22 protein-coding genes and 1 tRNA gene are annotated in these 25,911 nt (G+C 38.4%); 5 read left to right on the top strand and 18 right to left on the bottom strand.

The window, feature by feature from the left end:
* Positions 1 to 15 precede the first annotated feature (15 nt).
* The 5 genes from tal to ACYH9I_RS05295 form a co-directional block, all read right to left on the bottom strand.
* Positions 16 to 966, bottom strand: a complete 951-nt coding sequence (tal, locus tag ACYH9I_RS05315; protein ID WP_160432374.1) for a transaldolase — start codon at positions 964 to 966, stop codon at positions 16 to 18.
* 340 nt (positions 967 to 1,306) lie between these two features.
* Entirely contained in the window at positions 1,307 to 1,543 is a 237-nt protein-coding gene (locus ACYH9I_RS05310; protein WP_160403885.1) for a FeoC-like transcriptional regulator, read from the bottom strand.
* Positions 1,544 to 1,620: 77 nt separating this feature from the next.
* The gene (gene feoB / locus ACYH9I_RS05305) at positions 1,621 to 3,945 is read right to left on the bottom strand and encodes a Fe(2+) transporter permease subunit FeoB (protein WP_483559448.1); all 2,325 of its coding nucleotides are present in this window, start codon (positions 3,943 to 3,945) and stop codon (positions 1,621 to 1,623) included.
* Positions 3,942 to 4,184, bottom strand: coding sequence for a FeoA family protein (locus ACYH9I_RS05300; protein ID WP_085248100.1), 243 nt, complete (start codon positions 4,182 to 4,184; stop codon positions 3,942 to 3,944). The genes feoB and ACYH9I_RS05300 overlap by 4 nt, the downstream gene beginning before the upstream one ends.
* Positions 4,185 to 5,124: 940 nt before the next feature.
* A tRNA-Arg gene (locus ACYH9I_RS05295) sits at positions 5,125 to 5,196 on the bottom strand.
* Between the two features lie 125 nt (positions 5,197 to 5,321).
* Between ACYH9I_RS05295 and ACYH9I_RS05290 the strand changes: the two genes are divergently transcribed.
* Positions 5,322 to 6,080: an MlaA family lipoprotein gene (locus tag ACYH9I_RS05290; RefSeq protein ID WP_483559446.1), complete on the top strand. Its 759-nt coding sequence runs from the start codon at positions 5,322 to 5,324 to the stop codon at positions 6,078 to 6,080.
* 119 nt (positions 6,081 to 6,199) lie between these two features.
* On the opposite strand, the gene ACYH9I_RS05285 is transcribed toward ACYH9I_RS05290, so the two are convergent.
* Together ACYH9I_RS05285 and ACYH9I_RS05280 are read right to left on the bottom strand one after the other, a co-directional pair.
* Complete coding sequence (locus ACYH9I_RS05285) at positions 6,200 to 7,015, bottom strand: TIGR03915 family putative DNA repair protein (protein ID WP_483559445.1); 816 nt, start codon at positions 7,013 to 7,015, stop codon at positions 6,200 to 6,202.
* A gap of 3 nt (positions 7,016 to 7,018) precedes the next feature.
* A complete protein-coding gene (locus ACYH9I_RS05280) occupies positions 7,019 to 8,284 on the bottom strand; it encodes a putative DNA modification/repair radical SAM protein (RefSeq protein ID WP_483559443.1) in 1,266 nt (421 codons plus the stop codon).
* Positions 8,285 to 8,564: 280 nt separating this feature from the next.
* Between ACYH9I_RS05280 and fabB the strand changes: the two genes are divergently transcribed.
* Positions 8,565 to 9,776: a beta-ketoacyl-ACP synthase I gene (fabB, locus tag ACYH9I_RS05275; protein ID WP_091346658.1), complete on the top strand. Its 1,212-nt coding sequence runs from the start codon at positions 8,565 to 8,567 to the stop codon at positions 9,774 to 9,776.
* A 136-nt stretch (positions 9,777 to 9,912) separates the two neighbouring features.
* Here fabB and ACYH9I_RS05270 read toward each other — a convergent pair whose 3' ends face one another.
* From ACYH9I_RS05270 to ACYH9I_RS05250, 5 genes are all read right to left on the bottom strand, one after another.
* A complete protein-coding gene (locus ACYH9I_RS05270; protein WP_483559441.1) occupies positions 9,913 to 10,635 on the bottom strand; it encodes an amino acid ABC transporter ATP-binding protein in 723 nt (240 codons plus the stop codon).
* The gene (locus tag ACYH9I_RS05265; RefSeq protein ID WP_483559439.1) at positions 10,622 to 11,386 is read right to left on the bottom strand and encodes an amino acid ABC transporter permease; all 765 of its coding nucleotides are present in this window, start codon (positions 11,384 to 11,386) and stop codon (positions 10,622 to 10,624) included. Before ACYH9I_RS05265 ends, ACYH9I_RS05270 begins: the two co-directional genes overlap by 14 nt.
* Before the next feature lie 18 nt (positions 11,387 to 11,404).
* Positions 11,405 to 12,139 (bottom strand): basic amino acid ABC transporter substrate-binding protein, encoded by a 735-nt coding sequence (locus ACYH9I_RS05260; protein WP_483559468.1) that lies wholly within the window; start codon positions 12,137 to 12,139, stop codon positions 11,405 to 11,407.
* Between the two features lie 276 nt (positions 12,140 to 12,415).
* Positions 12,416 to 13,897: a hypothetical protein gene (locus ACYH9I_RS05255; protein ID WP_483559437.1), complete on the bottom strand. Its 1,482-nt coding sequence runs from the start codon at positions 13,895 to 13,897 to the stop codon at positions 12,416 to 12,418.
* 283 nt (positions 13,898 to 14,180) lie between these two features.
* Positions 14,181 to 14,450: a hypothetical protein gene (locus ACYH9I_RS05250; protein WP_483559435.1), complete on the bottom strand. Its 270-nt coding sequence runs from the start codon at positions 14,448 to 14,450 to the stop codon at positions 14,181 to 14,183.
* A gap of 64 nt (positions 14,451 to 14,514) precedes the next feature.
* Between ACYH9I_RS05250 and asnA the strand changes: the two genes are divergently transcribed.
* On the top strand, positions 14,515 to 15,507 hold the full coding sequence (asnA, locus tag ACYH9I_RS05245; protein ID WP_483559434.1) for an aspartate--ammonia ligase: 993 nt from the start codon (positions 14,515 to 14,517) through the stop codon (positions 15,505 to 15,507).
* Between the two features lie 58 nt (positions 15,508 to 15,565).
* Here asnA and ACYH9I_RS05240 read toward each other — a convergent pair whose 3' ends face one another.
* The 3 genes from ACYH9I_RS05240 to ACYH9I_RS05230 form a co-directional block, all read right to left on the bottom strand.
* A complete protein-coding gene (locus ACYH9I_RS05240) occupies positions 15,566 to 15,886 on the bottom strand; it encodes a DUF1161 domain-containing protein (protein WP_483559432.1) in 321 nt (106 codons plus the stop codon).
* A 406-nt stretch (positions 15,887 to 16,292) separates the two neighbouring features.
* The gene (locus tag ACYH9I_RS05235; RefSeq protein ID WP_483559430.1) at positions 16,293 to 16,556 is read right to left on the bottom strand and encodes a SemiSWEET family transporter; all 264 of its coding nucleotides are present in this window, start codon (positions 16,554 to 16,556) and stop codon (positions 16,293 to 16,295) included.
* A 501-nt stretch (positions 16,557 to 17,057) separates the two neighbouring features.
* A complete protein-coding gene (locus ACYH9I_RS05230) occupies positions 17,058 to 18,446 on the bottom strand; it encodes an aminotransferase-like domain-containing protein (protein ID WP_483559428.1) in 1,389 nt (462 codons plus the stop codon).
* Positions 18,447 to 18,632: 186 nt separating this feature from the next.
* Between ACYH9I_RS05230 and pdxS the strand changes: the two genes are divergently transcribed.
* The gene (gene pdxS / locus ACYH9I_RS05225) at positions 18,633 to 19,520 is read left to right on the top strand and encodes a pyridoxal 5'-phosphate synthase lyase subunit PdxS (protein ID WP_174786574.1); all 888 of its coding nucleotides are present in this window, start codon (positions 18,633 to 18,635) and stop codon (positions 19,518 to 19,520) included.
* On the top strand, positions 19,520 to 20,110 hold the full coding sequence (gene pdxT, locus ACYH9I_RS05220) for a pyridoxal 5'-phosphate synthase glutaminase subunit PdxT (RefSeq protein ID WP_483559426.1): 591 nt from the start codon (positions 19,520 to 19,522) through the stop codon (positions 20,108 to 20,110). Before pdxS ends, pdxT begins: the two co-directional genes overlap by 1 nt.
* A gap of 1,875 nt (positions 20,111 to 21,985) precedes the next feature.
* On the opposite strand, the gene ACYH9I_RS05215 is transcribed toward pdxT, so the two are convergent.
* From ACYH9I_RS05215 to ACYH9I_RS05205, 3 genes are all read right to left on the bottom strand, one after another.
* Entirely contained in the window at positions 21,986 to 23,686 is a 1,701-nt protein-coding gene (locus tag ACYH9I_RS05215; protein ID WP_483559424.1) for a hypothetical protein, read from the bottom strand.
* Positions 23,687 to 23,919: 233 nt separating this feature from the next.
* The gene (locus ACYH9I_RS05210; protein WP_483559422.1) at positions 23,920 to 24,375 is read right to left on the bottom strand and encodes a DNA polymerase III subunit chi; all 456 of its coding nucleotides are present in this window, start codon (positions 24,373 to 24,375) and stop codon (positions 23,920 to 23,922) included.
* Between the two features lie 15 nt (positions 24,376 to 24,390).
* A complete protein-coding gene (locus tag ACYH9I_RS05205) occupies positions 24,391 to 25,872 on the bottom strand; it encodes a leucyl aminopeptidase (protein ID WP_483559420.1) in 1,482 nt (493 codons plus the stop codon).
* Positions 25,873 to 25,911: the final 39 nt, after the last annotated feature.

Genomic DNA, 25,911 nt, shown 5'->3' with positions numbered 1-25,911 from the left:
ATCATGTGCAAATGATTATAGCAGTGCGCCAATCATATCTTCTAATTTTCCTTGATCAACGGCAAATGCGCGAATGCCTTCGGCTAATTTTTCAACTGCCATGGCATCACTATTATGTTGCCATCTAAATTCGGCTTCGGTCATTGGCGTAGGGCGCTCAACCAAAGATTGATTTGGATTAAGTTTTTGCACAACAGGCGCATTTGATTGTTGCATTTCGGCAAGTAAATTAGGCGAAATTGTTAACCTATCACAACCGGCTAATGCCAAAATCTGATCGACTTTACGGAAGCTTGCACCCATCACAACTGTTTTATAACCATGTTGTTTATAATAATTAAAAATATTACGCACAGAAACAACGCCCGGATCTTCATCAGCCACATAAGGATCGATTGGTTTTTTAGCTTGATACCAATCATAAATACGCCCTACAAATGGCGAAATTAAAAAGGCATTGACTTCAGCACACGCACGCGCTTGCGCGAACGAAAATAATAACGTTAAATTACAGTTAATACCTTCTTTTTCAAGTACTTCAGCCGCTTTAATACCTTCCCACGTTGACGCAATCTTAATTAAAATACGAGACTTATCAATGCCCTTTTCTTGATAAAGTGCAATGATTTTACGCGCTTTTTCAATACAACCTTGTTTATCGAAAGACAAACGCGCATCCACTTCGGTCGAAATTCGTCCTGGAACGATTTTTAAAATCTCGGCACCAATATTCACCGCAACTTGATCACACGCATTAACTAACTGCTGTTCTTTACTGCCACCTAATTTTTTAGCGGTTTGCACTGCAGAATCAATTAAATTGCGATATTGAGGAAGTTGTGCTGCTTTCAAAACAAGAGAGGGATTCGTTGTTGCATCTTCGGGAGAAAACTGCTTAATCGAATCGATATCACCCGTATCAGCTACCACCACAGTTAATTTTTTAAATTCATCTAATTGACTCATACTTTTTATCCTCATACAGCGTGTTATTATAATGTAAAGTATAATAACATTTATTCCATAATAAAACGACTTTGTCATTGGATGATGATTCATCTTGGTTGTGTTCAAAAAAAACACAGTAAAATGCAAACAAAAAAGGCGGAATCAAGCTTTACCGTAACATTATCACTCATTAATATTAGTTATGTTTGCTATTTTTAGCGTACAAATAAATTCAATTATGTGAATTAAATCACAAAATCAAATTAGGATTAATTTGCATTAATCGATCTTTAAATCGACAAAATGCTTAACAAAAAAATTTGCAGATTTAAAATTCGCTAAATTATAATTTAATTGCTTAAGCCCAAACATATTCAAGTTGACTGGTTAAACCACAACTTATACAAGAACGGCACTGATTAGCTTGGCAAGGCAGTGGCTGATCTTGCGCTATCAATTTTATCACGCCTTTTTTGATCCAAAAACGTAACATCTGCTCAGTTGCGCTTTCGGGTAAGTGAAAGTGTCTGGCAATATCTTGCAATGGTGCACGACCTTTTAATTGTACATAATCACGAATTGATGTTATTAACATAGTCATAACCAAAGTTGCAGGGCGATCCCTGCATACTTTTCCTCTATTTATATTTTACAAATTAGCCAGGCATTTATTTACTGACAGCATGATGATTTTTTACAATGGGATATATTTGGCGCTGCTGATTGATTAAAAGGCAAATATTGCCCAAAAATACGCATAAACAGTACCATTACCACAATAAATGCACTGCACCCCATTAGCCACCAAACGGCGACAGGCGAATGCCCAAGCAACGTAAATTGATAATAAATGGTTGCCGTAAGCCACGCAACGGTAAAAGTCCAAATTGCCACAAACACCATCCACTTAAAACCAGCTTCGCGATAAACGGCACCCAACGCCGCAGCACAAGGAGTATAAAGTAAAATAAAAATTAAATAACTCATGGCAGCCGAAGATGAACTAAACCCATTTTTAATTTGTGAAATTGTTGTCGAATCCACCTCTAAATCAGTCTGTAGTGAATCCATATCTTGTGAAGCAGTATTAAATCCTAACGGATCTAAAACAGCATTCGACAAACTTGTCAGATTTTTTGGAATGGTTGCTAGCGCCTCTAAAATCCCTTGCGACAAACTAAATGGTTCGTCTTGCTCGTTATCATCATCGATAGCATAAAGCGAATTGAGTGTTGCAATTACCGATTCTTTAGCAAAAATACCAGTAAAAATACCAACTGTTGCTGGCCAATTATCGTGTTTAATCCCCATCGGTGCAAATGCAGGAGTGATTTTTTGACTAACAACAGAAAGCATAGAGTTTTGTGAACTTTCTTGCTTAAACGAACCATCACTCCCCCATGAGTTAAGCACACTTAATACCGTTACCATAAGCACAATGGCTTTACCCGCTCTAAAAATAAATGACGTTAAGCGCTGCCAAGTCAAACTAATTAGACTACTTAAAGTCGGAATACGATACACAGGCATTTCCATAATAAATGGTGTGAGCGAACCTTTTAATAAAGTGAATTTGAGCACAAATCCCGTCACCATTGCCACTGCAATGCCTAGCAAATATAAAGCAAACACCACTATAGAGGAGTGTTTAGGGAAGAATATCACCGCAAATAATGCATAAACCGGCAACCTTGCTCCACATGACATAAAAGGGATCATACAAATGGACATAATGCGATCACGTGTACTTTCAAGCGTTCGCGTGCCCATAATGGCTGGCACACCGCAGCCAAATCCCACAAGCATTGGCACAAACGCTTTACCCGGCAACCCGATACTGCGCATTAGCCGATCGATTACCATTGCTGCGCGTGCCAAATAACCAGAATCCTCTAGAAACGACAAACAAAAAAACATCACCCCAATAACAGGAATAAACGTTGAAACAGTTTGAATGCCACGACCAATACCATTGGCTAAAATAGCTGTAATCCAATTTGGAGCATTGATGGCATGAAGTAGCTCGGTTGTACCATTAACAAAAATAGTGCCACAAAGCACATCAAAAAAATCAATAAACACCGCACCAAAATTAATCGCCACCATAAACATGGCATACATAGCTAACAAAAAGAACGGGATTCCAGTAATACGCCCTAACGCAATATTATCTAACCTATCAGAAAACCGACGGCTAAGCTCACGCGGTTTCTCAATGACTTTTTTACAAATTACATCAATCGTGTCATAACGGGCGCTAGCAAGTGCCACATCGATTTCATTATCACACCACTTTGCAAGCGACAAGCGGCAGTCCGCTAACATTTTGGTTTCACGTTGTGATAAGTGATAGCGCGAATCATCTAATAAGGCATCTATCAATTGCCAGCGATTAAATTGGCGCACAACACTATCTTCAGGCAGATCGCAAATATAACCATGAATCACCGCTTGCTGATCCTCGCCAAGCAGATCAATCGATGGCTGTGCTGCATATGGATGCATTACCATGTTTTCGATTTGTTGATAAAAGCCCTGCAAGCCCGTTTTTTGACGAGATGATATTGCCACCACAGGACAACCGAGCAAAGTTGACAACAGATCAACATTAATCTGTTCGCCCATGGCTTTAACTGCATCGCTCATATTTAACACAACAATCATCGATACTTGTAAATCAATCAACTGACAAGTTAAATACAAACTACGTTGCAAATTAGTTGCATCAATAATATTAATAATCACGCATTCACTTTCGGACAGCACGAATTGGCGCGCAATAAGCTCATCTTGCGAAACACTAAGCAGATCAGGCTCAATTGAATACGTACCAGGCAAATCGATAACTTCATATTGTGTATGATGATAAGTGAACATACCGGTTTTACGTTCAACAGTCACGCCCGGCCAGTTCCCTACTCGCTGTTTTGAACCCGTTAGTATATTAAATAACGTTGTCTTACCACTATTAGGGTTACCAATTAATGCTATCTTCACGCACTAACCTCCATCACTTCAATGGCTTGTGCTTCTTTACGACGCAAGCAAAGTGCAAATCCACGCATTTTAATTTCAATCGGATCGCCAAGTGGCGCAACGCGCACAGCCAAAACCTTACAACCCGGCGTAATGCCCATTGCAAGCAACTTTCGACGAAAGGGTAACGATTCAGGTAATAATCGAGTAATCACCGCCTCGCGCCCTAAAGGTAACTGGTTAAGGGTAAAAGATGACATTATGCTTCCTAAAAATAACGATAATATAGATTGAAGTAATCGTTTAAATTAAAGATGCACATTTTAAAAAAATATCAGGGTTATTTTTGGTGTAAAAATGCGAATTATTCTCAATAACAATAAATAACAAGTAAAAAAAAAACAAAAAAATAGCTAAACCATAGAAAATTCAAATTAAAACTCATTTGGTTTTGCGCTTTTATACCTGTCAAATAAATCTTAACAATAGCTTTCAAATGTTCTAAAAACGCTATTGTTTTTATAAAAGTTGCTCAGGTATCGTATTTATTTTTTAATAAAATTAAGTGGTTAACCGTGTTTTCTTGTGAAAAACGGCAAAAAAAACTTTAATAAAATCAATACCTTTTCTGACCGATTTTTGGATAAAATAATAACTTTTTGGGTTGGTGAATAGAATAAATTGGGTACGGTGGTTTCGGACGTTTTGACCTTTGGTGAACAAAATAGTTATAGTGACCACGTTCGAGCTAAGGGAATTAAAGCGAATGCCCTTAGCAATCTCACGCTATCGCTGCAGAATGTGGCTTTCGGCTACACTCAGGTGTCAAATTTGTTCCAGACAAATTTATCGTTCCAGACGGAGAATAACCTCGCTCTGTTGTCGGCACATTCTGACGCAGTAGTAAGACAAACAACATAACCATCGTTTTTGGAAAGATTATTATACTTTTATAATTATCTATTTGATTTTATTTTAATTTAATTTGCCACCCACGCGGCGGTGAACTAGAAGCCAATATACTATAATCCGATTTTGCAAAAGGCAAATAGGATTTTTGTTTTATAAAACCCTTTTTTATAGGTTACTTTTAATTTGTTATTTTTATTAGTTTTTTTTAATAAAAAAAAGGTTAGCTGTATTTTAGATTTTTGGGTAGTGCGTAAATTTAACCGCTAATAGAATAGTTGAGTAGAATTTTGACCCCAGCAGGAATCGAACCTGCAACTAGCCCTTAGGAGGGGCTCGTTATATCCATTTAACTATGAGGTCATAGGGGGCTCATTTTAATAAATTTACAAAGATAATGCCATTTAAATAACGAAAAATTTTTTATTTTAGGTAATCATGATACAATTATCTCAAATTTAACCTCATTACTTTTAATTGAAGATACTATGAAAAAACGAATCGTTGGTATGATGTTTTCTGTAATGGCACTCACAGGTTGCGCTACTTATCAGGCCGAAAATAATTCCTATAGTGATCCGTTATCTGGCTTTAACAAAACCATGTTTGATGTTAACTACTATGCGCTTGATCCTTATATTTTGCGCCCTACGGCAGTCGCTTGGAAAGATTACGTCCCATCCCCTGTTCGTACAGGTGTGGTTAACTTTTCCTCTAACCTTTCTGAACCCGCTTCAATGGTGAACAATTTATTACAAGGTGATGTTCATAAAGCGGGTACGCATTTAGCACGATTCTTTTTAAATACCGTTTTCGGTTTTGCGGGTTTAATGGATGTTGCTAGTATGTCAGATCCACAACTACAAAAAGGTGGCAAACGGAGTTTTGGTGATGTACTAGGCCATTACGATGTGCCTTATGGTCCTTATGTTGTGTTACCGTTTTATGGATCAGCAACGTTAAGAAACGAAGGTGGTAGCTTAGTTGACTCTCTTTATCCACCGCTTGTTTGGTTAGATTGGCAGTGGACTTTAGTGCGTGGTGCGTTTGACGGTATTGAAGCACGTGCGGTCGCGATCGAATATGAAGATTTAATTAAAAATAGCGATGACCCTTATAACTTTATGCGTAATGCTTACTTCCAACGTAATGACTTTGTGGCATCGGGCGGTAAAGTCGACGAAGGCAAGCAAAAACAACGTGAAGAAGCGATTAATGATGTTATTAATGATATCGATTCACAATAACTTTAATTAAATTATGCTGTTGTGTTAAATCACACTAATAAACAAACCGCCATTAATTGGCGGTTTTTTATGGTCTTTTATTTATGATGACGCTAATTTAGCCGCTTTTATTTGCCTATTTAGTTCGATATTGGTTTCATTTCTGGCAGATAATGCCAAAATCGGCTTGGCATTTGTTGTCGTTGTAATTTAGGATTGATGCGTTCTTTGATGGTTAACGCATTGCAATAGCGTAACCACATGGTTTGAAATAGTGCTTCGTCTTCGGTTAGATAATGTTGATTAACTTGGCTATTGATAATCAGATCATCTTTATCAATAAGCGAAACCGGTTCAATCCCGTGTAAATTATAAATATAACCATATTCACGCTTTTCGTCATATATTGCCCATTTTTGATCGGCAAAACGTTCTTTAAAAAATTTAAGCACCAACGGCAAAACATTATAAATAGGTGCAATAATCGAAAAATAGATCTTATCTTCCCTATCGTTAGGCTCAACAACATCTTTAACAGGATTATTAATAGCATTAAAGCGTACAAATTGCATCACTCTATGCCGCTCCCGACTCACTTTTTTAGCAATATCATGCACAGTTAACACATCTTGATCGGCAAAATCAGTTTCGATTGATTTAGAGGATTTAAATACCTTACAAATGTAACGAAAAACAATTAAATCACTTTCAGGTAATTCCGATAGCCAAACATACATCAACTGACTAAGCGCAACTTTGCTAATCTTGTTAATTAATGCTACCCGTACTCGTTCATATTTTGCATCACAGAATTCAACATGATGCCTATCAGACACTAACAACGGTTCGATCTGCCCTGTGGTTAATAAGCATTCGGGCATTTTTTTGAGTTTAAAAGCATCAAACACAGCACAAAGCAAGCTTTCAAAGCTCTTATCATAATAAAACACCAACATGTTTTACCAACCCATTACTAATTGCTGTGGAGTATTTATCTGTTTATCTTCTAGCAAAGGCGGATCTTGCAACGTAAGTCGGATATATTCGGCCGATGAATTGAGTAATTTGAATTTTCTCATTTCGTGACAAATAACAAAAAATTGTGCACGTTTTAAAACAACGCCAATGCGTTTAAGCGCATCAAGAGTAAGCTTTCGATGCCGTCTTGCCATCACAATTAACTTGGCAGACTTAACTCCAATGCCTGGCACTCGTAATATTTTTTGATAACTATCACGATTAACATCAACCGGAAAAAACTGCGGATTACGGATTGCCCAAGCCAATTTAGGATCAACAGTTAAATCTAGATCGGGATATTGATCGTTAACGATTTCATCGACATTAAAATCATAAAAACGCAATAACCAATCGGCTTGATATAAGCGATTTTCGCGCACTCTTGGTACTTCTTGCACAACAGGCAGTCGTTTGTCGTAGCCATTTACCGGAATAAATCCCGAATAATAAACTCGCTTCATACTTGGTCGTTTATAAAGTTTAGCGGTTAATTGCAAAATTTGCTTATCCGACTCATCTGTCGCACCAATAATAACTTGAGTACTTTGCCCTGCAGGTACAAATTTGGGTGTGGATCGAAATTTTTTGCGATCTTCAATATTTTCTATCACATTTTGATGAATTTGGCGCATAGGTTGATAGATGCTTTGATGATCTTTATCGGGCGCGAGTAATTTAAGGTTTTCTTCGGTTGGAATTTCTAAATTAACACTCATCCTATCAACTAATAAGCCAGCTTGATTAATTAGATCATTACTCGCACCGGGGATCGCTTTCATATGTATATAGCCATTAAAGCCATGCTCATCACGTAAAATCTTTACCACTCTAATCATTCTTTCCATGGTGTGATCTGGGCTTCGAACAATCCCCGAACTGATAAATAAACCTTCAATATAATTACGGCGATAAAATTCAATGGTCAAATTGGCCAGCTCGCGCGGAGTAAAGCCTGCTCTTGGAATATCATTACTTTGCCGGTTAATACAATAAGCACAATCAAACATGCAATAATTTGTCAGCATAATTTTAAGTAACGAAACACATCTTCCATCGGCAGTAAAGGTATGGCAAATACCAGATTTATGTGCATTACCGATACCTTTAGCTTTATTACTTCTTGATGCGCCACTTGACGAGCAAGAAATATCATATTTTGCTGATTCGGCTAATATTTCAAGTTTAGTTATTATTTTTTCGGACATATTCAACTCATTAAAACACTGTTTATTTATACAGTGTACAGCAATCATATAAAGCTTGGCAAGCAAATATTGCTAGTTAAAATAGTGATCATTCGAACTCTTTACAGTCGCTTTATTAAGCTGTTCTATTTAGCTTAATTGCTTTATTTATTTAAATATCAAGGTGATATTTACAGATACAAATAAAAAACACGCCAAGGTATTGTTCAGCTTACAAGTGTACGCTATAATCAACGCACTTTTTTGTATGAAGCCAGATAACTTAGGAGCTAAATAGTAAATGAAACGTGTTGTAATTACAGGGTTAGGAATTCTTTCAAGTATTGGGAATAATACTAAAGAAGTTTTAGAATCACTAAAAATCGGTCGTAGCGGTATTACCTTTTCCCAAGAAATGAAAGATAGCGGAATGCGTAGCCATGTATGCGGGAATGTCAAGCTCGACACAACAGGACTGATTGATCGCAAAGTTGTTCGCTTCATGAATGATGCTTCTATTTATGGTTATCTCGCTTTACAACAGGCTATCGAAGATGCAAAATTAACCCCAGAACAAGTCTCTAACCCTCGCACTGGTTTAATTGCTGGTTATGGTGGCTCAACCAAAACACAATACAATGTCGTTGCTGGCATGAAAGAAAAAGGCCTACGTGGTGTTGGTCCTTATGCTGTAACCAAATCAATGTCATCGGCGATTTCGGCTTGTTTAGCAACCCCATTTAAAATCAAAGGGATTAGCTACTCAATGACATCTGCTTGTGCAACATCGGTTCACTGTATTGGTCACGCTGCCGAACTGATTCAACTTGGAAAACAAGATATCGTTTTTGCTGGTGGTGGCGAAGAACTGTGCTGGGAAATGTCATGCGAATTCGACGCCATGGGTGCTTTATCAACTAAATATAACGACAACCCAGAAAAAGCATCACGCGCTTATGATAAAAATCGTGATGGCTTTGTTATTGCAGGTGGTGCTGGCATGGTTGTTGTTGAAGAATTAGAACATGCCCTTGCTCGTGGTGCTCATATTTATGGCGAACTTGTTGGCTATGGTGCAACATCAGATGGGCATGACATGGTTGCCCCATCAGGCGAAGGTGCAATGCGTTGTATGCAACTTGCTATTCAAGATTTAGATGTTCCAGTTGATTACATCAACACCCACGGCACATCAACCCCAGTGGGTGATGTCAAAGAGTTATGGGCAATCAAACAAGTATTTGGCGATAACATTCCAGCGATTTCATCAACCAAATCAATGACAGGTCACTCATTAAGTGCAACTGGTGCGCAAGAGCTTATCTATTCATTATTAATGTTGGAACATGGATTTATTACACCAAGTATTAATATTGATGAACTTGATGAAGCTGCAATTGGTATGAACATTATTACTGAACCAACCGAACGTGAACTTACCACAGTCATGTCAAATAGCTTCGGTTTTGGTGGTACAAATGCCTCAATTGTTATGAAAAAATACAAGGGTTAATAAGCAAATTTAACTATATTCATAAAAAACCGTTCTGTAATGAACGGTTTTTTTTTATTGCTAAATAATGCCACTGACTAACCAACTTACTGCTGACAAAAGGAACACCTAAAAACAGCAATGACTATATTAACAGTTATAGCACCTTACTCAAAAATAGCTTAGTACGTTCGTTTTGCGGATATTTAAAAATCTGCTCGGGCGAGCCCTGCTCTTGAATAATTCCCTGATCGATAAAAATCACACGGCTGGACATTTCCCGTGCAAACCCCATCTCATGGGTAACAACAATCATAGTCATGCCTTCTTGCGCTAATGACTTCATGACAGCAAGCACCTCACCAACGAGTTCAGGATCAAGCGCCGATGTAGGTTCATCAAATAACATCACTGTTGGTTCCATCATCAAAGCCCTAGCTATTGCCACGCGTTGCTGTTGACCTCCAGATAATTGACTTGGGTAAGCGTCGATCTTATCAATCAAACCGACTTTAACAAGCAAACTTTCAGCTTTAGCAATAGCATCAGTTTTCGCCATCTTTTTGACATCCATTGGCGCTAAAATCAAATTTTGCAATACCATCATATGGGGGAACAGATTAAAACGCTGAAACACCATACCTACCGATTCACGTAACTGGTTAATATTGGTTTTAGGGTCATGTACTTTAAAACCATTAACGACAATTTCGCCCGATGTGATATCTTCTAACGCATTAATACAACGCAAAAAAGTACTCTTACCCGACCCCGATGGCCCAATGATCGAAATGACCTCTTTTTCTTGAATATCACACGTAATACCACGCAATACATGGATATCACCAAACTGTTTTTGTAGATTTTTAATGTGAATCACTTTTGCCTAACCTTTTTTCCATATATTTCACAAAGAGTGATAATAAAAACGTCATAGACCAATAAACAATCGAAATAATAAAATAAGGTTCAGCATAAACCGCATTGGCAGCACCCGCAGTTCTAGCCGCATAAGCCAAATCAATAAGCCCAATAGCTGAACCTAATGATGAATCCTTTAAAATAGCAATCGCATTATTGCCCAAAGGCGGTAACATTCGGCGAAAAGCTTGTGGCAAAATGACTTTGCGCATTGTACTGCCATAACCCATACCCAGCGATCGGGCAGCTTCCATTTGCCCTTTATCGATGGATTGAATGCCGGCACGGAATATTTCAGAAATATAAGCACCAGCATTCAACGTAATTGCTAATATACACGAAATAAACGCGCCATATTGAACACGTAAATATCGGGCAACTTCTGGCGAAATCAAATAATCGGACACCAAAATACCGTTATTAGGATGTAACAAAAATGGCATAACAACAAAATAAGTCACCATAATTTGCACAAATAATGGCGTACCACGAAAGGCACTAACATAAATTTTCACCGGCCACTTAACCAACACACACAGCACATATTTATAAATACCATGCCGACATTGAGCAACCCGACCAATTCCTAATATTAAGCCCCAAAAAGTACCAAGCACTACACAAACAACAGTGCAAGTCACTGTCATTATTGCGCCATCAATAAACAGCGGTAGATAATCTTGTATAATATCCCAGTTAAATCCCATCACTAAAACCTATTGGCCAAATTAATTAATTGGTAAAGTTGGTACGTTGTCATCAAACCATTTGCGATAAATTTTGCTATAAGTTCCATCAGCAACAATTTTTTTAAGTCCTGCATTGATTTTATCATTTAACTTTTGATTGCCTTTAGCAACAGCGATACCAAAATACTGAGGTTCAAAATTTGAATCAGAAATCAAATTAAAATCCTTACCGGGATGCATTTTGATATAAAACTTAACTACCCCAACATCACTAACAGCGGCATCAATACCTTGTTCATATAAATCTTGTAAAAGAAGCGGTGTATTATCAAAACGCTTAATAGCGCGGCTATTACGACCTAAAACTTTCGAGACAACAACATCAGCCGTACTACCATTAACAACCCCTACTGTTTTGGTGTTCAAATCAGTAAGCGAGGTAATATTTGACCCTTGTTGAGTCACAATAACTTGTTCTGCTGGAAAATAAGGTAACGAAAAATCAACTGAATTTTTACGTTTATCGGTAATTGTAATTCCAGAAATAATAATATCGCGCTCACCATTATTTAGACTTGCAAAAATACTGTCCCAAGGGGTATTAATCAGCTTAATATTAAAATGCTCAGCATCTGCAATTGCTTTAATCAGATCAATATCAAAGCCTTCTAACTCACGTTGGCTATTTTCGAACTCAAATGGACGATAAGTCCCACCTGCACCAACCACATAAGTTGGCTCATCAGCATAAGAAAAAGCACTAAAAACAAGCATACTACTAGCAAAGATTAACGAAAAAAAAGACTTCATCATGGCTTCCTAATTGTAAATAAATGGAAAAATATGATAACTTTTGAACAAAATATTGCAACTTAATATTCTAATAAAATAACTTAATAGGTCTTACTTCTAATAAAAACAGAAAAAAGTAAATCATAAATTGCTAGTTAATTATGTAAATTTTATTTTTTTATTGGAAAGGTTTAGGGGTTTTTATTCGTTGAAAAAGCGCTTTTGCAGTTTTGTAGCAAAAGCGCATGTTTTTGAATATTAGTTAGGATAAACGCAAACTCCATACCCAATAATAGTTTGATTACCTATTGTACCTTTAGAGTCGACATAAGGGTAAATATTAGAACTTCTACTATATGCAAAGCTTCCTCCTGGATATATCGAATTAGAGTAGCGCGTAGTTCCCCACTCTGAGTAAAGCCCCCCACCTATTATACGCTGGTAATAATTCCCTCTTCCATTACTACAATTACTCTCACATGCATTAGTCAAAAACCTTTTTTGCGCAGAGTAATAACCAGTCGGACGACACACTTCGCTATCCCAAAGATCAGCAGCAACACTCTCCCAAAAGCCTATTATTCCACGAACACCAAAAAACCATCGTTTCAATTCAAAACCATATTTCACCTCGTTACCTCTACTATCCCTACCGATCAATTCAAATTTTTGCGGCAAAGCTGGGCGAACAACGCGAGACGAATATGTAGGGCCATTTAACGTTACCCGCGTTACATATTTTGATTTATCCGTAATCCATCTATCTTCGTTTGTACCTTGGTTTGGTAATCTCCAACTCACCGTTGCCCTTATAATACCACTCGTAACTACAGACCAACTCAATTGGCTTGCATCCACCCCAACTATATCCAAATCAAAATACAATCCATCTAGCCCCGTTGTTGGAAAATTTTGGTTGTATGAACGTGTTGGGAGAACTAAAAAGCCCTTAGCTGGATTCCATTTGTCTGATGGGCCTGCGTAGCGAGGATTATCATTAGGGTCGATACCAGTAGTACCACCATATAACAAATTCGGCCTTGCGTAACAGATAGTAGCAGAAGAATCCGGCTTGATATAATACTCCGCACGACCTCCACTAAAAGTGCTACTATTCGGCACACCATATTGTGTAGTTAAACTTCCTCCTGTACTACTTAAGACTAACTTATAAGGTGCATTACATATATTTAATGTATCACTACGACTAACGGTATAGCCATCTTTATTATAAATCACTACCCACATACTCCCTGTTGTAGTTACTCCACCTGCTCCCTGTCCATCTCCATCATCATCTCCCCACTTCCCTCGGGTAATTAAATTATTGAGACTTACGCTACTTGAATTCGACGGCACCACCATATGAATATCATTAAATGTTATTCCAGCAGGAACCACTATCGGGTTTGTCGAACTCGATGTGTTTGTCGATGGCGTGATAGTCCTTCCATCTGGCAACTCGATTGCCAAAAAGGTATCCGTATTAGTTGCCTTTGTCTGTCCTCCGTCGAATGTTAAATACGGCGGAGTACCTTCAATGACTCTTGATGTATGTGCCGTTAATGCCACAGAACTCTGTGTATATGACAATAACAACAATGACGCAAAGAATAATGCCGATTTAAATAACAATGAAGGTCTAAACCATAATGGCGGTTTGAATACTAATGGCGGTCTTAATAACCACTTGGATATCGACGATAATTTTGCCGAAGAGATTGTCGAAGAGCCCTCCAAGAACATCGCCTGAAAAAACCGCGATGACGGCGTCGATTTCGCTACGCGAAATGACTTCGGTGATAAAAATAAGAACTGTGTCTGATTTTGACTACGATGATATTGAAAAAGATTTAGGGCGTAGGTTTGGCAGGCCAGATGCCAGATGCCAGATGCCGATTATGATAGCGCATTTCGATTATCCTGTCAAGTAAATTTTTGTTTTATTTGATTTTTTTATAATTGACCGCTCAACTAATGAGCACTCCCTTGCTTTAAAAGCGCTTAAATTATAGTCGATTGATTAATAACGCGCTAGGTTTTTTGTTAAATATTTGTAAAGTTTTGTTAATGGTGTTTTTTTATTTGGATTTGGTGGATAGCTTTTGAGCGGCGGTTTAAAATAAAAAACCAAATAAAACCAATATGTTTTCTGACTGATTTTTGAGTGATGATTTGTTTTTTGTAAAAATAATTCCATAAGATACGTCATATCCATAATATACAGTGACAAAATCACAACAACAATGGGTACTTTCTTCACTCTGTATTGCTTTTTATCTTCATCTTGCAAAATTCACTCATCTAGTTTACTTTACTTATACACGGAAAATTAAATAAATAACTAGAGCGTAAACATGACGATATCATTTAAAGAGCAGCAGCAACGAATCAGCTTTGTTAAGCAGTTTTTTGCCAGCCAACTTACCGAACGTTTGTCACTAATCGAAGTGCAAGCTCCGTTACTCAGTAAAGTTGGCGATGGTATTCAAGATAATTTATCTGGTACAGAACATGCCGTGCAAGTTAAAGTGAAGGCAATCCCTAATACGCAATATGAAGTGGTGCATTCACTGGCTAAATGGAAGCGTAAAATTTTAAGCGATCACCATTTTGAAGCTGGCGAAGGAATTTATGCCAATATGAAGGCATTACGCCCAGATGAAGATAAGCTTTCACCAATTCATTCGGTTTATGTTGATCAATGGGATTGGGAAAAGGTAATTCGCCCTGAAGATCGCAATTTAACTTATCTAAAACAGACTGTTGACAATATTTATGCCGCCATTAAGGCAACTGAAAAGGCAGTATCACAACAATATCATATTTCGCGATTTTTACCTGAATCGATCACCTTTATCGATAGTGAACAATTATTAAAACGTTACCCAAATTTATCCCCTAAAGAGCGCGAAAATGCAATAACCAAAGAACTTGGTGCCGTATTTTTAATTGGTATTGGCGGTAAATTATCGAATAATGAAAAACATGACGTCCGTGCCCCCGACTATGATGACTGGAGTAGCGTAAATGATTTAGGATCTAAAGGCTTAAATGGTGATATTTTAGTCTGGAATCCGATTTTAAATAGTGCATTTGAAATTTCATCAATGGGAATTCGTGTCGATGCTGAAACGCTAAAACATCAATTAAAACTGACTAATGATGAAGATCGCTTACAACTTGATTGGCATAAAGCGTTAATCAATGGCGATTTGTTGCAAACAATTGGTGGTGGCATTGGCCAATCGCGTTTAACAATGTTACTTCTGCAACAAAAGCACATAGGCCAAGTACAAGCAAGTGTATGGGACGATGACGTCAAAGCAAATTACAGTAATTTATTATAACCAATCACCAACAAAAAATAGGGCCTTGCGCCCTATTTTTTTGCTTAAAAAATTTAAATTAATTTGTCACTGGCTCATCACTTTGTACTGGCGCTGATTCTGTATTTTGTGGAGTAGATTTTGATGACTGCTTTTCAGTGGCAACACCATCTAAACGAACATAAACAATATGTTGCTGACCACGATCACACGATCCTACAATTTTACCTTCAATTTGTTCCTCTGATTTGTCAGCAGGTTCAAGTTTAAGCTGAAAATGCGATGGATCAACACCGTTATTTTTAATTTTTTCGGCAATATTGGCGCTAATTTCATCACAATTTGATGCCGCAGCTAACATAGGTAAACTAAGTAAAAACACACCGATTAATTTTTTCATTTTTTTCCCCTTTTATATATGATTTGATTATTGAATGCATTATAAAACTATTGATTACACTGTCTATCAACTTTTAATGGGCGATTAAAAACAGCCTGCAAGTATATTACACATCCAACAAGATTATTGTTTTGTTGGGTAATATTAAAACAAACCGATGGCTTCAATTTATTCACTGTACAATTTGATAAGTGCTTAATAAACCTGTTAATAACTCAGTAACACCTTGATTAATAATTTATTTTTTAAAAGGTTAAATATTAAACGACTTTATTTTCGATCTTATTTTAATAAAAATAGCCACTCTTTTTTTTAGTTTTACAAAAATTATCTTATGATTATTGGTAAGCAAAAAACCAATCACCAAACAAATTTGATTGGCACCCAATCAATCACTTTGCACAAATTATAAGGCAGTAAAAAAGGCGATTAACCCAAAAAAGACACCTGGGCAATTGGCAATAGCAAGTGGCCAGTCTTTCTTTTCTCTCAATAACCCATAACTAACCCAAAGCGCACAGTTAACGGCTGCGGCTAGTGGTTGAGTTGGATTGGATTTTAATCCATGCAAATTATCGATGATTTGCGGAATATAAGAAATATACATTCCTAATGATGCTATCGTGGCGATAATACCCAAAATACGAAAAGCCTTCGGTGAAAGATGCAAAATAGCCTCCTAATAGCATTTATGATTTATCATCTTATGTGCTCAATTATAGCTAGTTAGAATACTATCAGCAATCCACCCTCTAAAGCTTAATCCTGTAAATTGTATTAAAATAAGACAAGCAATTCACTCACCTTGCATTACGGGCTAAGATTTATAAAAAAATCCACTATTAATCAATAAAATAAAACAACAATCAATAATTAATTTCGGCACGTGGTAACAAATAACAAGGCATAACTAATTTCAATAATTGGTTAAACGATTTAATATTTTTTAACATTTTTTTGATTATTTTAGTACAGTTTGCTTTGTACAATAATAGTCAATTGATAATTTTAGCTACAGAGCCAATATACTAAAAAGAACCAAAAATATTTATTCACTGTATGACTTAATAACTGTTGAATAATCCTGTTGATAACTTTTTAATATTATGATTAATTTATAATTTTATTTAAGATCAAATATTAAACAATCATAACAATAATTTTATTTTAGTTATAATTCAAAATGTCCATAACTTAACCTAATTGCACCAAGACCATCGCCAAAACTGGCACCTTGCGACACAATCACACCATCTAATAACAGCTTATTAAGCAAAGCAGATTCTTGCGCAACCGTGTTCACTGGTAAATAAGCATACAAGTGAAAGCCACCCAGTGGAGCTTGATAAGTAATATCACTGCCAAAATAACTATCTAACCACTGCATTAACTGTTCAGCTTTGACTTGCAACGCTTGGCATAGATGCTGTTGATGGCTTACGTAGTGATGTTGCAAATACTCTTGCGCCAATAATTGTGGCAAAATGCTTAATCCTGAGTCGATATGTTGTCGAATTTTTGCTAGATTTTCGATAATATCACGTGGGGCAACCATCCACCCGACGCGAATATTTCTCCCTATATATTTTGATAGCGAACCCAGATAAATCACTTGGTTATGCTGTTCAAATTTTTTAATTGGTGATACGGCCAAATCACGTTTAAACGCTAAACGACTATAAGCATCATCTTCAACAATCCCAATACATTGAGATCGACAAAATGCCAATATTTCTTTCTTGCGTTCATTACTCATAACAAACCCCATCGGATTTTGGAAGACAGGATTTAAAAACAACCATTTTATGTGATGTTGTTGTACACAGCTAGCAAGACTTTCAAGCGTGATACCATCATTATCACACTCAATACCATACAAACGTAATCCTGCTGCTTGAAACAGTGGCAAAGAATAAAAATAAGATGGCGACTCAATACCCACCGAATCCCCGGGTTTAAGCAACCCCTGCGTAATCAAAAACAACGATTGCTGTGTGCCCGATGTAATTAAAATCTCTTCAGGATCAACTTGCATCGCAAACTGCTTTTGCATATAAATAGCAATTTGCATCTTTAGTGATGGCAACCCCAATTGTAATGTATCGCTATTTTTTTCGTGCATAATCAATTCATCTAATGAGACATTGGGTAACTGAAGTTTGGGGATCAAATGCGTTGGTAAATCACCATTAGCCAGATCACAAATGGATAATTGCGTACGCATTTGTGCCGATTTTTGTTGATAAAACGATTGCTTATTTTGATAAAAATGCGCAGGTAAACGCCAATGAATCGATGAATAGGTTTGCATTCCCCATTTTTGATTATTGACATAAGTACCGCTTCCTTGCCGACGGATCAGCACACCACGTTCCGTTAACAAATCTAAAGCATGGACAACCGTTGAACGATTAACAGACAATTTTTTTGCCAATTCGCGTTCTGAAGGCAACCTTTCGCCGGCTATCAACATACCTTGCTCAATATAATCTTCAATAAGTTGTGTCACTTTCTTAAAAAGTGCACCTGACAAGGGTGCTAGTTTTTGCTGATCCCACATGATTATTTCGCTTTAACAGGTTTCATGGCTTGCTTGGGCTGGTTTATTACCGCAAACACTGCAAAATTGGATGGTACTATTATAGTCCAATTGGCTGTTTTTTGTGGTGTTTTATTTTTGAATAATACAAAGCATTAAATACAGTTAGACAATATCGTCATTATTGATTGAATCAGGAGCAAAAAAATGAACCCAATTACAGGCACACAAACCGTTAAACGTGGCATGGCACAAATGCAAAAAGGTGGCGTTATTATGGACGTGGTTAACGCAGAACAAGCCCAAATAGCGGAACAAGCTGGCGCAGTTGCCGTAATGGCTTTAGAGCGAGTGCCCTCAGATATCCGCGCCGCGGGTGGAGTTGCTCGAATGGCTGATCCAACTATTATTGAACAAGTCATGAAAGCGGTCACTATACCTGTGATGGCTAAAGCACGCATTGGTCACATTGTTGAAGCTCGTATTTTAGAATCAATGGGCGTTGACTATATTGACGAAAGCGAAGTGCTCACCCCTGCCGATGAACAGTATCACTTACTCAAAGAAGAATTCACCGTACCATTTGTTTGTGGTTGTCGTGATCTGGGCGAAGCGCTACGCCGAATTGGCGAAGGTGCATCTATGCTACGCACCAAAGGTGAACCCGGCACCGGCAACATTGTTGAAGCTGTGCGCCATATGCGTAAAGTCAACGAACAAATTCGCCAAGTTGCTAACAAATCGAAAGATGAATTAATGACTTTTGCCAAAGAGATAGGTGCACCTTATGAGCTAGTATTGCAAATCAAACAGTTAAAAAAACTACCTGTTGTTAACTTTGCCGCTGGCGGCATAGCAACCCCTGCCGATGCGGCACTTATGATGCAATTGGGTGCTGACGGTGTTTTTGTTGGATCTGGCATATTCAAATCCCAAAATCCTGAAAAGTTTGCTAAAGCCATTGTCCAAGCAACCACTTATTTTGACGACTATCCACGTTTAGCCGAGCTTTCAAAAGGCTTGGGTAACGCAATGAAAGGAATTGAAATCAGTACACTTGCTCAATCAGAAAGAATGCAAGATCGAGGTTGGTAATGACAACTTTAGCTCATAACGACATTAAACACATTGGAGTGCTCAATTTGCAAGGTGCAGTCAGTGAGCATATAACAATGCTTAATAGCATCAACAATGTACAAACAACTTTAGTTAAACATCCAGAACAATTAACCAAGCTAGACGGATTAATCATTCCTGGTGGCGAATCGACTACCATTAGCCGTTTAATTAAACAAAATGGACTTGTCGAACCGATAAAACAATTTGCCAAACAAGGCAAAGGCATATTAGGCACCTGCGCGGGACTGGTGCTTTGCGGTCATAGCACAACTCATAACGAGGTCGAATTGTTGGGCTTAATGGATATTTGTGTTGAACGCAACGGCTTTGGACGGCAAATTAACAGTTTTGAAACAACCTTAGAGGTACCAACGATTGGCAGGCAAATACCAGCAATATTTATTCGCGCACCTTATATTGCCAAAGCAGGACAAACTGTTGAACAACTCGCATTCGTTGGAAAGCGTTGCATTATGGCACAACAAGGTAATATTTTGGTATGTGCTTTTCATCCTGAATTAAGCAAGGATAATCGAATTATGCGTTATTTAGTTGATAGGTGTTAAAGGGGTGATACTGTAAAAACAGCAAAATAAAAACTTTAATAAAATCAATACCTTTACTGACAGATTTTTGAGCGGAAAATCAAGCCTTTTTGTTTTGGTGAATAGAATGGATTAGGTGCAGAGGTTTCGGACGTTTTGACCTATAGTGAACAAAATAGCTATTGTGACCACGTCCGAGCTAAGGGAATTAAAGCGAATTCCCTTAGCAATCCCGCGCTTGGCTGCAGAATGTGGCCTGCGGCTGCCCGACGCCGTCGCTCGGTCTTAACGCACCGGCTATGATTCGCTCCCGGCGAAGCATAGCCTCGCCAAACATCCCTGTTTGGCGTGCTAACCTCGCTCTGTTGTCGGCACATTCTGACGCCGGAATAGGACAAACAACATAACCATCTTTTTTTTGGGATGGGTTGTTGTGTTTTTATTAGGCGGTTTTTGTTAAAAAACAGCCAGAAAAACATCAATAAAATCAATACCTTTCCTAACCAACTTTTGAGCGAAAAATCAGGACTTTTTTGTTTTGGTGAATAGGATGGATTGGGTGCGGTGGTTTCGGACGTTTTGACCTTTGATGTACAAAATAGCTACAGTGACCACGTCCGAGTCAGGGAATTAAAGCGAATTCCCTAACAACCCACGCTTTGGCTGCAGAATGTGGCCTGCGGCCGCTCGGTCTTAACGCACCGTTTGTGGACGCGTTCCAGACGCACCACAAACTCGCCAAACATCCCTGTTTGGCGTGCTAACCTCGCTCTGTTGTCGGCACATTCTGTGCGCCGGAATAGGACAAACAACATAACCATCTTTTTTGGAAGATATTATGTTTTTATAATTATATAATTGATTTTATTTGAATTAACCGCCTACACGGCGTTAAAGACAGTTACGCTAGGCTCGATCAATATGAGCATTTTCTAAACCACCTATACGGCGTTAAAGTGTCACTTACCAACATTCGAGCAAACACCTCATTTCTAAACCACCTATACGGCGTTAAAGTAGAACTTAAGATTTGATAAATCTTGCTATATAAAGATAAACAACAATTTCATTTTTGAAAACCCTTTTTTTGAGGTGTTTTATAATTTATTGATTTTATTTAATTTTAAATTATCATTAAAAAAGGGTTTGGAGTGGTTAAATTGCTGTTATTAGAGCGCTATTTGTGGTTTTGTTGATTTGTTGCATGTCGGCGCTTTGCTTAGGTTGTGTAAGCGGTTGATTTTCCTTGAAAATACAAAAATAAAAACTTCAATAAAATCAATACCTTTCCTGACCACTTTTTGGATGTAATTGCATTGCTTTTTTACACAAAAACAACTCACAAAAAACACCTAAGATTATGTTATTTGTCTTGTTCCGGCGTCAGAATGTGCCAACAACAGAGCGAGGTTAGCACGCCAAACAGGGATTTTTGGCGAGGCTATTCTCCGTCTGAAACGACAAATTTGTCTGGAACAAATTTGAACATCTGAGCATAGCGAAGATGGCCTCGTAGAGGCGAGTATCAGGATGATACGAGTAGTGCCGCAAGCCACATTCTGTAGCCAAAGCGTGGGATTGCAAAGGGAATTCGCTTTAATTCCCTTTGCTCGGACGTGGTCACTGTAGCTATTTTGTTCACCCAAGGTCAAAACGTCCGAAACCTTGCCGTACTATAAATAGACCACAAACTTAAACCGCCACAGCGTAATCACTAGAATTGCCATCGACGCTTTCAGCATTGGCGGGGGGGGCGGCGAGATTGTGGCTTCGCCGCAATCGCGCAACCCTAAGAGAATGCCCCACTTACGCGGGGCTTTATTCTTTGATAAATTATCCTCTATCTGCACCATAACCACCCCCGCGACCCAAGGATTAAGAACTAAGAAATAAAAGCTAAGGTGCGAGGCAAAGACCATTACGGGCAAGGGTGTTTCTGTAGTTGAAGACTGCTCCGTCTCCCGAGCGAACATCAAAGCCATTGCTACCTGTAGAGTCGCTTGTCCAATAGACCGAGACAAAGTCCGCACCAGCGTAACCTTGCATGTAGCCCCATTCAGCGAAAAATCCTGCACCTATGTGACGCATGTAATCATTAACAGATGATTTAGGTGAGGCACTGCTTATGCCAACACATGGGAAATCAGTATTATCAACACCACATTTCGCGTTAGTTAAATCCCTAACTCTAGCAGTATGATAACCTAAAACACTACACCAAGATTGCTGGTTATTCCAAGTATCCCGCTTATTACCCCGATGGACGAACCACTGCTTTAACACAAATCCATACCTTACCTCATTACCTCGACTATCCCTACCGACCAATTCAAATGTCTGCGGCAAAGATGGCTTTGTAATTCGACCAGGATAACCTGCCTGTATTTGAGTGCTACTAGCCCTAGGACCACTTAACTTAACACGTGCGACAACTTTTCCCCTATCAGCACTAGGAATCCATGATTCATTAGCTGTTACACTTGTCACTGTAGCCGTTATTGCACCACGCGTAACCGGAGACCACGTCAACTGACTTGCATCGAGTCCACCAATGTCCAAATCAAAATACAACCCATCAGCACCCGTTGTAGGAAAATTTCGGCTGTAATTGTATGGATATGTAGACTGAGTTAAAAAACCCTTATCAGGATTCCATATGTTAGATGGACCAGCGTAATTGCCTGTGCCACGTTCAAGATTCGGCCTTGCGTACTGCACAAAGTAAGGAACGCAAGTACCACTGCCATACGGATTGATATAATACGTCACCGTACTACTACTAAAATTGGTTATATTAGGAACTCCGTACTGTGTTTGTAAATATCCCCCTACACTATCTAAAATTACCCTATAAGGAGCACTACATATACTTAATGTATCACTACGACTTACTGTATTACCATTCTTATCAGTAAATCTCACCGATACACTCCCGGTAGCCGTTACACTACCATCCCCATCATCATCCCTCCAATAATTATATCTAGTGACCAAATCACTTAAACTCACTGAACTAGCTGATGATGGAATTATCATATCTATATCACCCAAAGTACTCCCTGCATAAGGTAATCTTATTGGATTTGTAGCACTTGATGGATTAGTTGACGGTGTGAACCTTGTACCATCCTGCAACTTAATAGACAATAAACTATCTGTTGATATTGCCTTTGTCCGACCACCGTCGAACGTTAAATACGGAAGAGTACCTTCAATTATTCTTGATGTATACGCCGTTAATGCCACAGAACTCTGTGTATATAACAACAGCACGAAGAACAACGACAATCTCGGTAATCTAAATAATCTAAGTAAGTTTGGTAATTTAGATAACCTAAATAAACTAGATAACTTAAGTAAGATAGAAAAATTAAGTAAGCTAAGTAAAAAACTTAACCCCGACGAACACCACAACGATAACCTTGGCAATAATGCCAAGCCCGAAGACCGCGATAAATTCGGCGACCTCGTCAAACGCGATGAGTTCAATAACCTCGGTGATGAAAATAAGAACTGTGTCTGGTTTAGACTACGGTGAAATTGAAAAAGATTTAAGGCATAGGTTTGGCAGGCCATGTGCCATGTGCCATGTGCCATACATGGTAATGCATTTCGATTATCCTGTCAAGTAATTTTTGTTTTATTTACATTTTTTATGATTAATCGCTCGACTAACGAGCTTTCCCTTGCTTTTAAAGCGCTTAAATTATAACCGCTTGATTAATAATGCGCTAGTTTTTTTGTTAAATATTTGTAAAGTTTTGTTAAGGTTGGGGGTTTTGTTGGTGTGTTTTTGGAGGGGAATGTTTTTAGTTAAAAACGCCTTCACCTTAGTCACATGTAACCGATATAGTTTTAAGATTAAACCCTGCCTCTTTATAACATTTATACCTTACCCGTGCTAGAGACTTTAAATCTTCTCCAACTGGAACAAAGTCAATAATATCATGGTAAACATTGGCAAATTCAGGAAACTGCTCTTGTAAATTAATAAGCAGCGGTCGGCGGCCGCTGCTGCGTTTTTGTGGCCAGCTAATTTCGACTGGTGATCCCCCTTTCATACCTTCACCGGCTAAATTATGTGGTACAAAGCTGTCGGTGCTCAGTTGCCATAGGTATTCGTCTATTCGCTCGGCTTGAGCCTGATCTTGACATGCAACTTGCACACGTAAGTGAGCTTGCCATGCTTCGACAATTTTTTGGCATGCTAGTTTTTCGTAATAAAGCACGCCTGATTCGTTGGCTTCGGTTTGGTTTTCGAGTAGATAGAAGATCACTTTTTTCATAAATACTGGCTCGATTTATTGGTCAAGTAGATATTGAATCAACATAGCAACAGGACGTCCCGTTGCACCTTTTTGGGAGCCAGACTTCCATGCAGTGCCGGCAATATCTAAATGTGCCCATTGGTACTTTTCAGTAAATCGAGATAGAAAACAGGCAGCAGTAATCGTGCCACCATCACGCCCACCGGCATTAACAATGTCAGCGCATGTGGATTTGATCTGTTCTTGGAATTCATTGTCGATTGGCAAAGCCCAAGCTTTGTCGCCAGCTTTTTGCGATGCGCTAACCAATTGTGCAACTAATTTGTCGTTGTTGCCCATAACACCTGTATAGTGATGACCAAGTGCAACAATACAAGCGCCTGTTAAGGTGGCAATGTCGATGACGGTTTTTGGATTGTAGCGTTCAACATATGTTAAAGCATCGCACAATACCAAGCGTCCTTCGGCATCGGTGTTAATCACTTCAACCGTGGTGCCTGACATAGTGGTGAGTATATCACCTGGGCGGTAACTGTTGCCATCAGGCATATTTTCACAGCCGGCCATAACGCCCACAACATTGATCGGTAATTTAAGTTCAGCAACAGCTTGCATAACACCATAAACCGTTGCAGCGCCACACATGTCGTATTTCATTTCGTCCATGCCTGCGGCAGGTTTGATAGATATACCACCCGAATCAAACGTTAGCCCTTTGCCAACTAACACATAAGGCTGGGCTTTTTTGTCTTTAGCGCCTTGGTATTCAATAATGGTCATGATCGATTCATTTTGCGATCCGCGCCCAACAGCTAAGTAGGCATTCATATTTAATTTTGCCAGTTCCTTTTCACCAAGGCAGGTGACTTTGAGTGATGGATGTACTTTGCTAAGTTGTTTGCCTTGCTCGGCTAAATATTTTGCATTGCAAACGTTCGATGGCATGTTGGCAATAGTTTTAGTTGCAGTAATAGCATTAGCAATAATTTCACCCTGTAACAAGTTGTTAGTTAATTTTGTTAACATACTTTTTTCACTAACTAATAATGTCACTTTTGTTAGGCTGGGGGCCGGAGTTTTAGTTGTTTTGAATTCGTCAAACTGATAGGTTATGTCGCTAACAATTTGCGGTAGCTGTTTGGCAATTTGTAGGCTATTTGTGTGATTAACATTCAATAAGTCCCACGCGATGCTTTTGATTTTTTTGGCAAGCAGTTCTTTAATGACAGCCTGAATGACTTTTTGGGCTTGCATTAAGTCAAATGCTTTAGCGTTGCCGCACCCAACAAATAAGAGTTTTTGTTTTAGATTGCCGCTAGTTGCATATAATAATGTAGTTTTGCCCAATTCGTGGCTGATATCGCCTGATTTGATAAGCTGGCTCACTAGACCGTTAGTTGATTTGTCGATTTCTTTAACAAAATCTGACTGACTTTTTCCTGAATCAATTGAAATAACTAAACACTCTGCTTTTTGTTTGGTTATAATAGTGCTGTTTTTTATTTGAAATTCCATGGTGCTTCTCGTTTATGAATTGATGGGGATTGTCAATAT

This window comes from Gilliamella sp. X-23, assembly GCF_057063545.1.
The sequence above is the reverse complement of the archived record's forward strand: the minus strand, read 5'-3'. Positions and strand labels throughout refer to the sequence as shown.

Excerpts from the sequence above, each read along its gene's own strand:
- ACYH9I_RS05210 (WP_483559422.1), bottom strand. The coding sequence starts at position 24,375 with ATGAAAAAAGTGATCTTCTATCTACTCGAAAACCAAACCGAAGCCAAC.
- tal (WP_160432374.1), bottom strand. The coding sequence starts at position 966 with ATGAGTCAATTAGATGAATTTAAAAAATTAACTGTGGTGGTAGCTGAT.
- ACYH9I_RS05300 (WP_085248100.1), bottom strand. The coding sequence starts at position 4,184 with ATGTCATCTTTTACCCTTAACCAGTTACCTTTAGGGCGCGAGGCGGTG.
- ACYH9I_RS05260 (WP_483559468.1), bottom strand. The coding sequence starts at position 12,139 with ATGCTTGTTTTTAGTGCTTTTTCTTATGCTGATGAGCCAACTTATGTG.
- ACYH9I_RS05215 (WP_483559424.1), bottom strand. The coding sequence starts at position 23,686 with ATGGCACATGGCACATGGCACATGGCCTGCCAAACCTATGCCTTAAAT.
- ACYH9I_RS05230 (WP_483559428.1), bottom strand. The coding sequence starts at position 18,446 with ATGTGGGATCAGCAAAAACTAGCACCCTTGTCAGGTGCACTTTTTAAG.
- ACYH9I_RS05285 (WP_483559445.1), bottom strand. The coding sequence starts at position 7,015 with ATGTTGGTGTTTTATTATGATAAGAGCTTTGAAAGCTTGCTTTGTGCT.
- pdxT (WP_483559426.1), top strand. The coding sequence starts at position 19,520 with ATGACAACTTTAGCTCATAACGACATTAAACACATTGGAGTGCTCAAT.
- ACYH9I_RS05280 (WP_483559443.1), bottom strand. The coding sequence starts at position 8,284 with ATGTCCGAAAAAATAATAACTAAACTTGAAATATTAGCCGAATCAGCA.
- ACYH9I_RS05240 (WP_483559432.1), bottom strand. The coding sequence starts at position 15,886 with ATGAAAAAATTAATCGGTGTGTTTTTACTTAGTTTACCTATGTTAGCT.
- ACYH9I_RS05290 (WP_483559446.1), top strand. The coding sequence starts at position 5,322 with ATGAAAAAACGAATCGTTGGTATGATGTTTTCTGTAATGGCACTCACA.
- ACYH9I_RS05205 (WP_483559420.1), bottom strand. The coding sequence starts at position 25,872 with ATGGAATTTCAAATAAAAAACAGCACTATTATAACCAAACAAAAAGCA.
- fabB (WP_091346658.1), top strand. The coding sequence starts at position 8,565 with ATGAAACGTGTTGTAATTACAGGGTTAGGAATTCTTTCAAGTATTGGG.
- asnA (WP_483559434.1), top strand. The coding sequence starts at position 14,515 with ATGACGATATCATTTAAAGAGCAGCAGCAACGAATCAGCTTTGTTAAG.
- pdxS (WP_174786574.1), top strand. The coding sequence starts at position 18,633 with ATGAACCCAATTACAGGCACACAAACCGTTAAACGTGGCATGGCACAA.
- ACYH9I_RS05310 (WP_160403885.1), bottom strand. The coding sequence starts at position 1,543 with ATGTTAATAACATCAATTCGTGATTATGTACAATTAAAAGGTCGTGCA.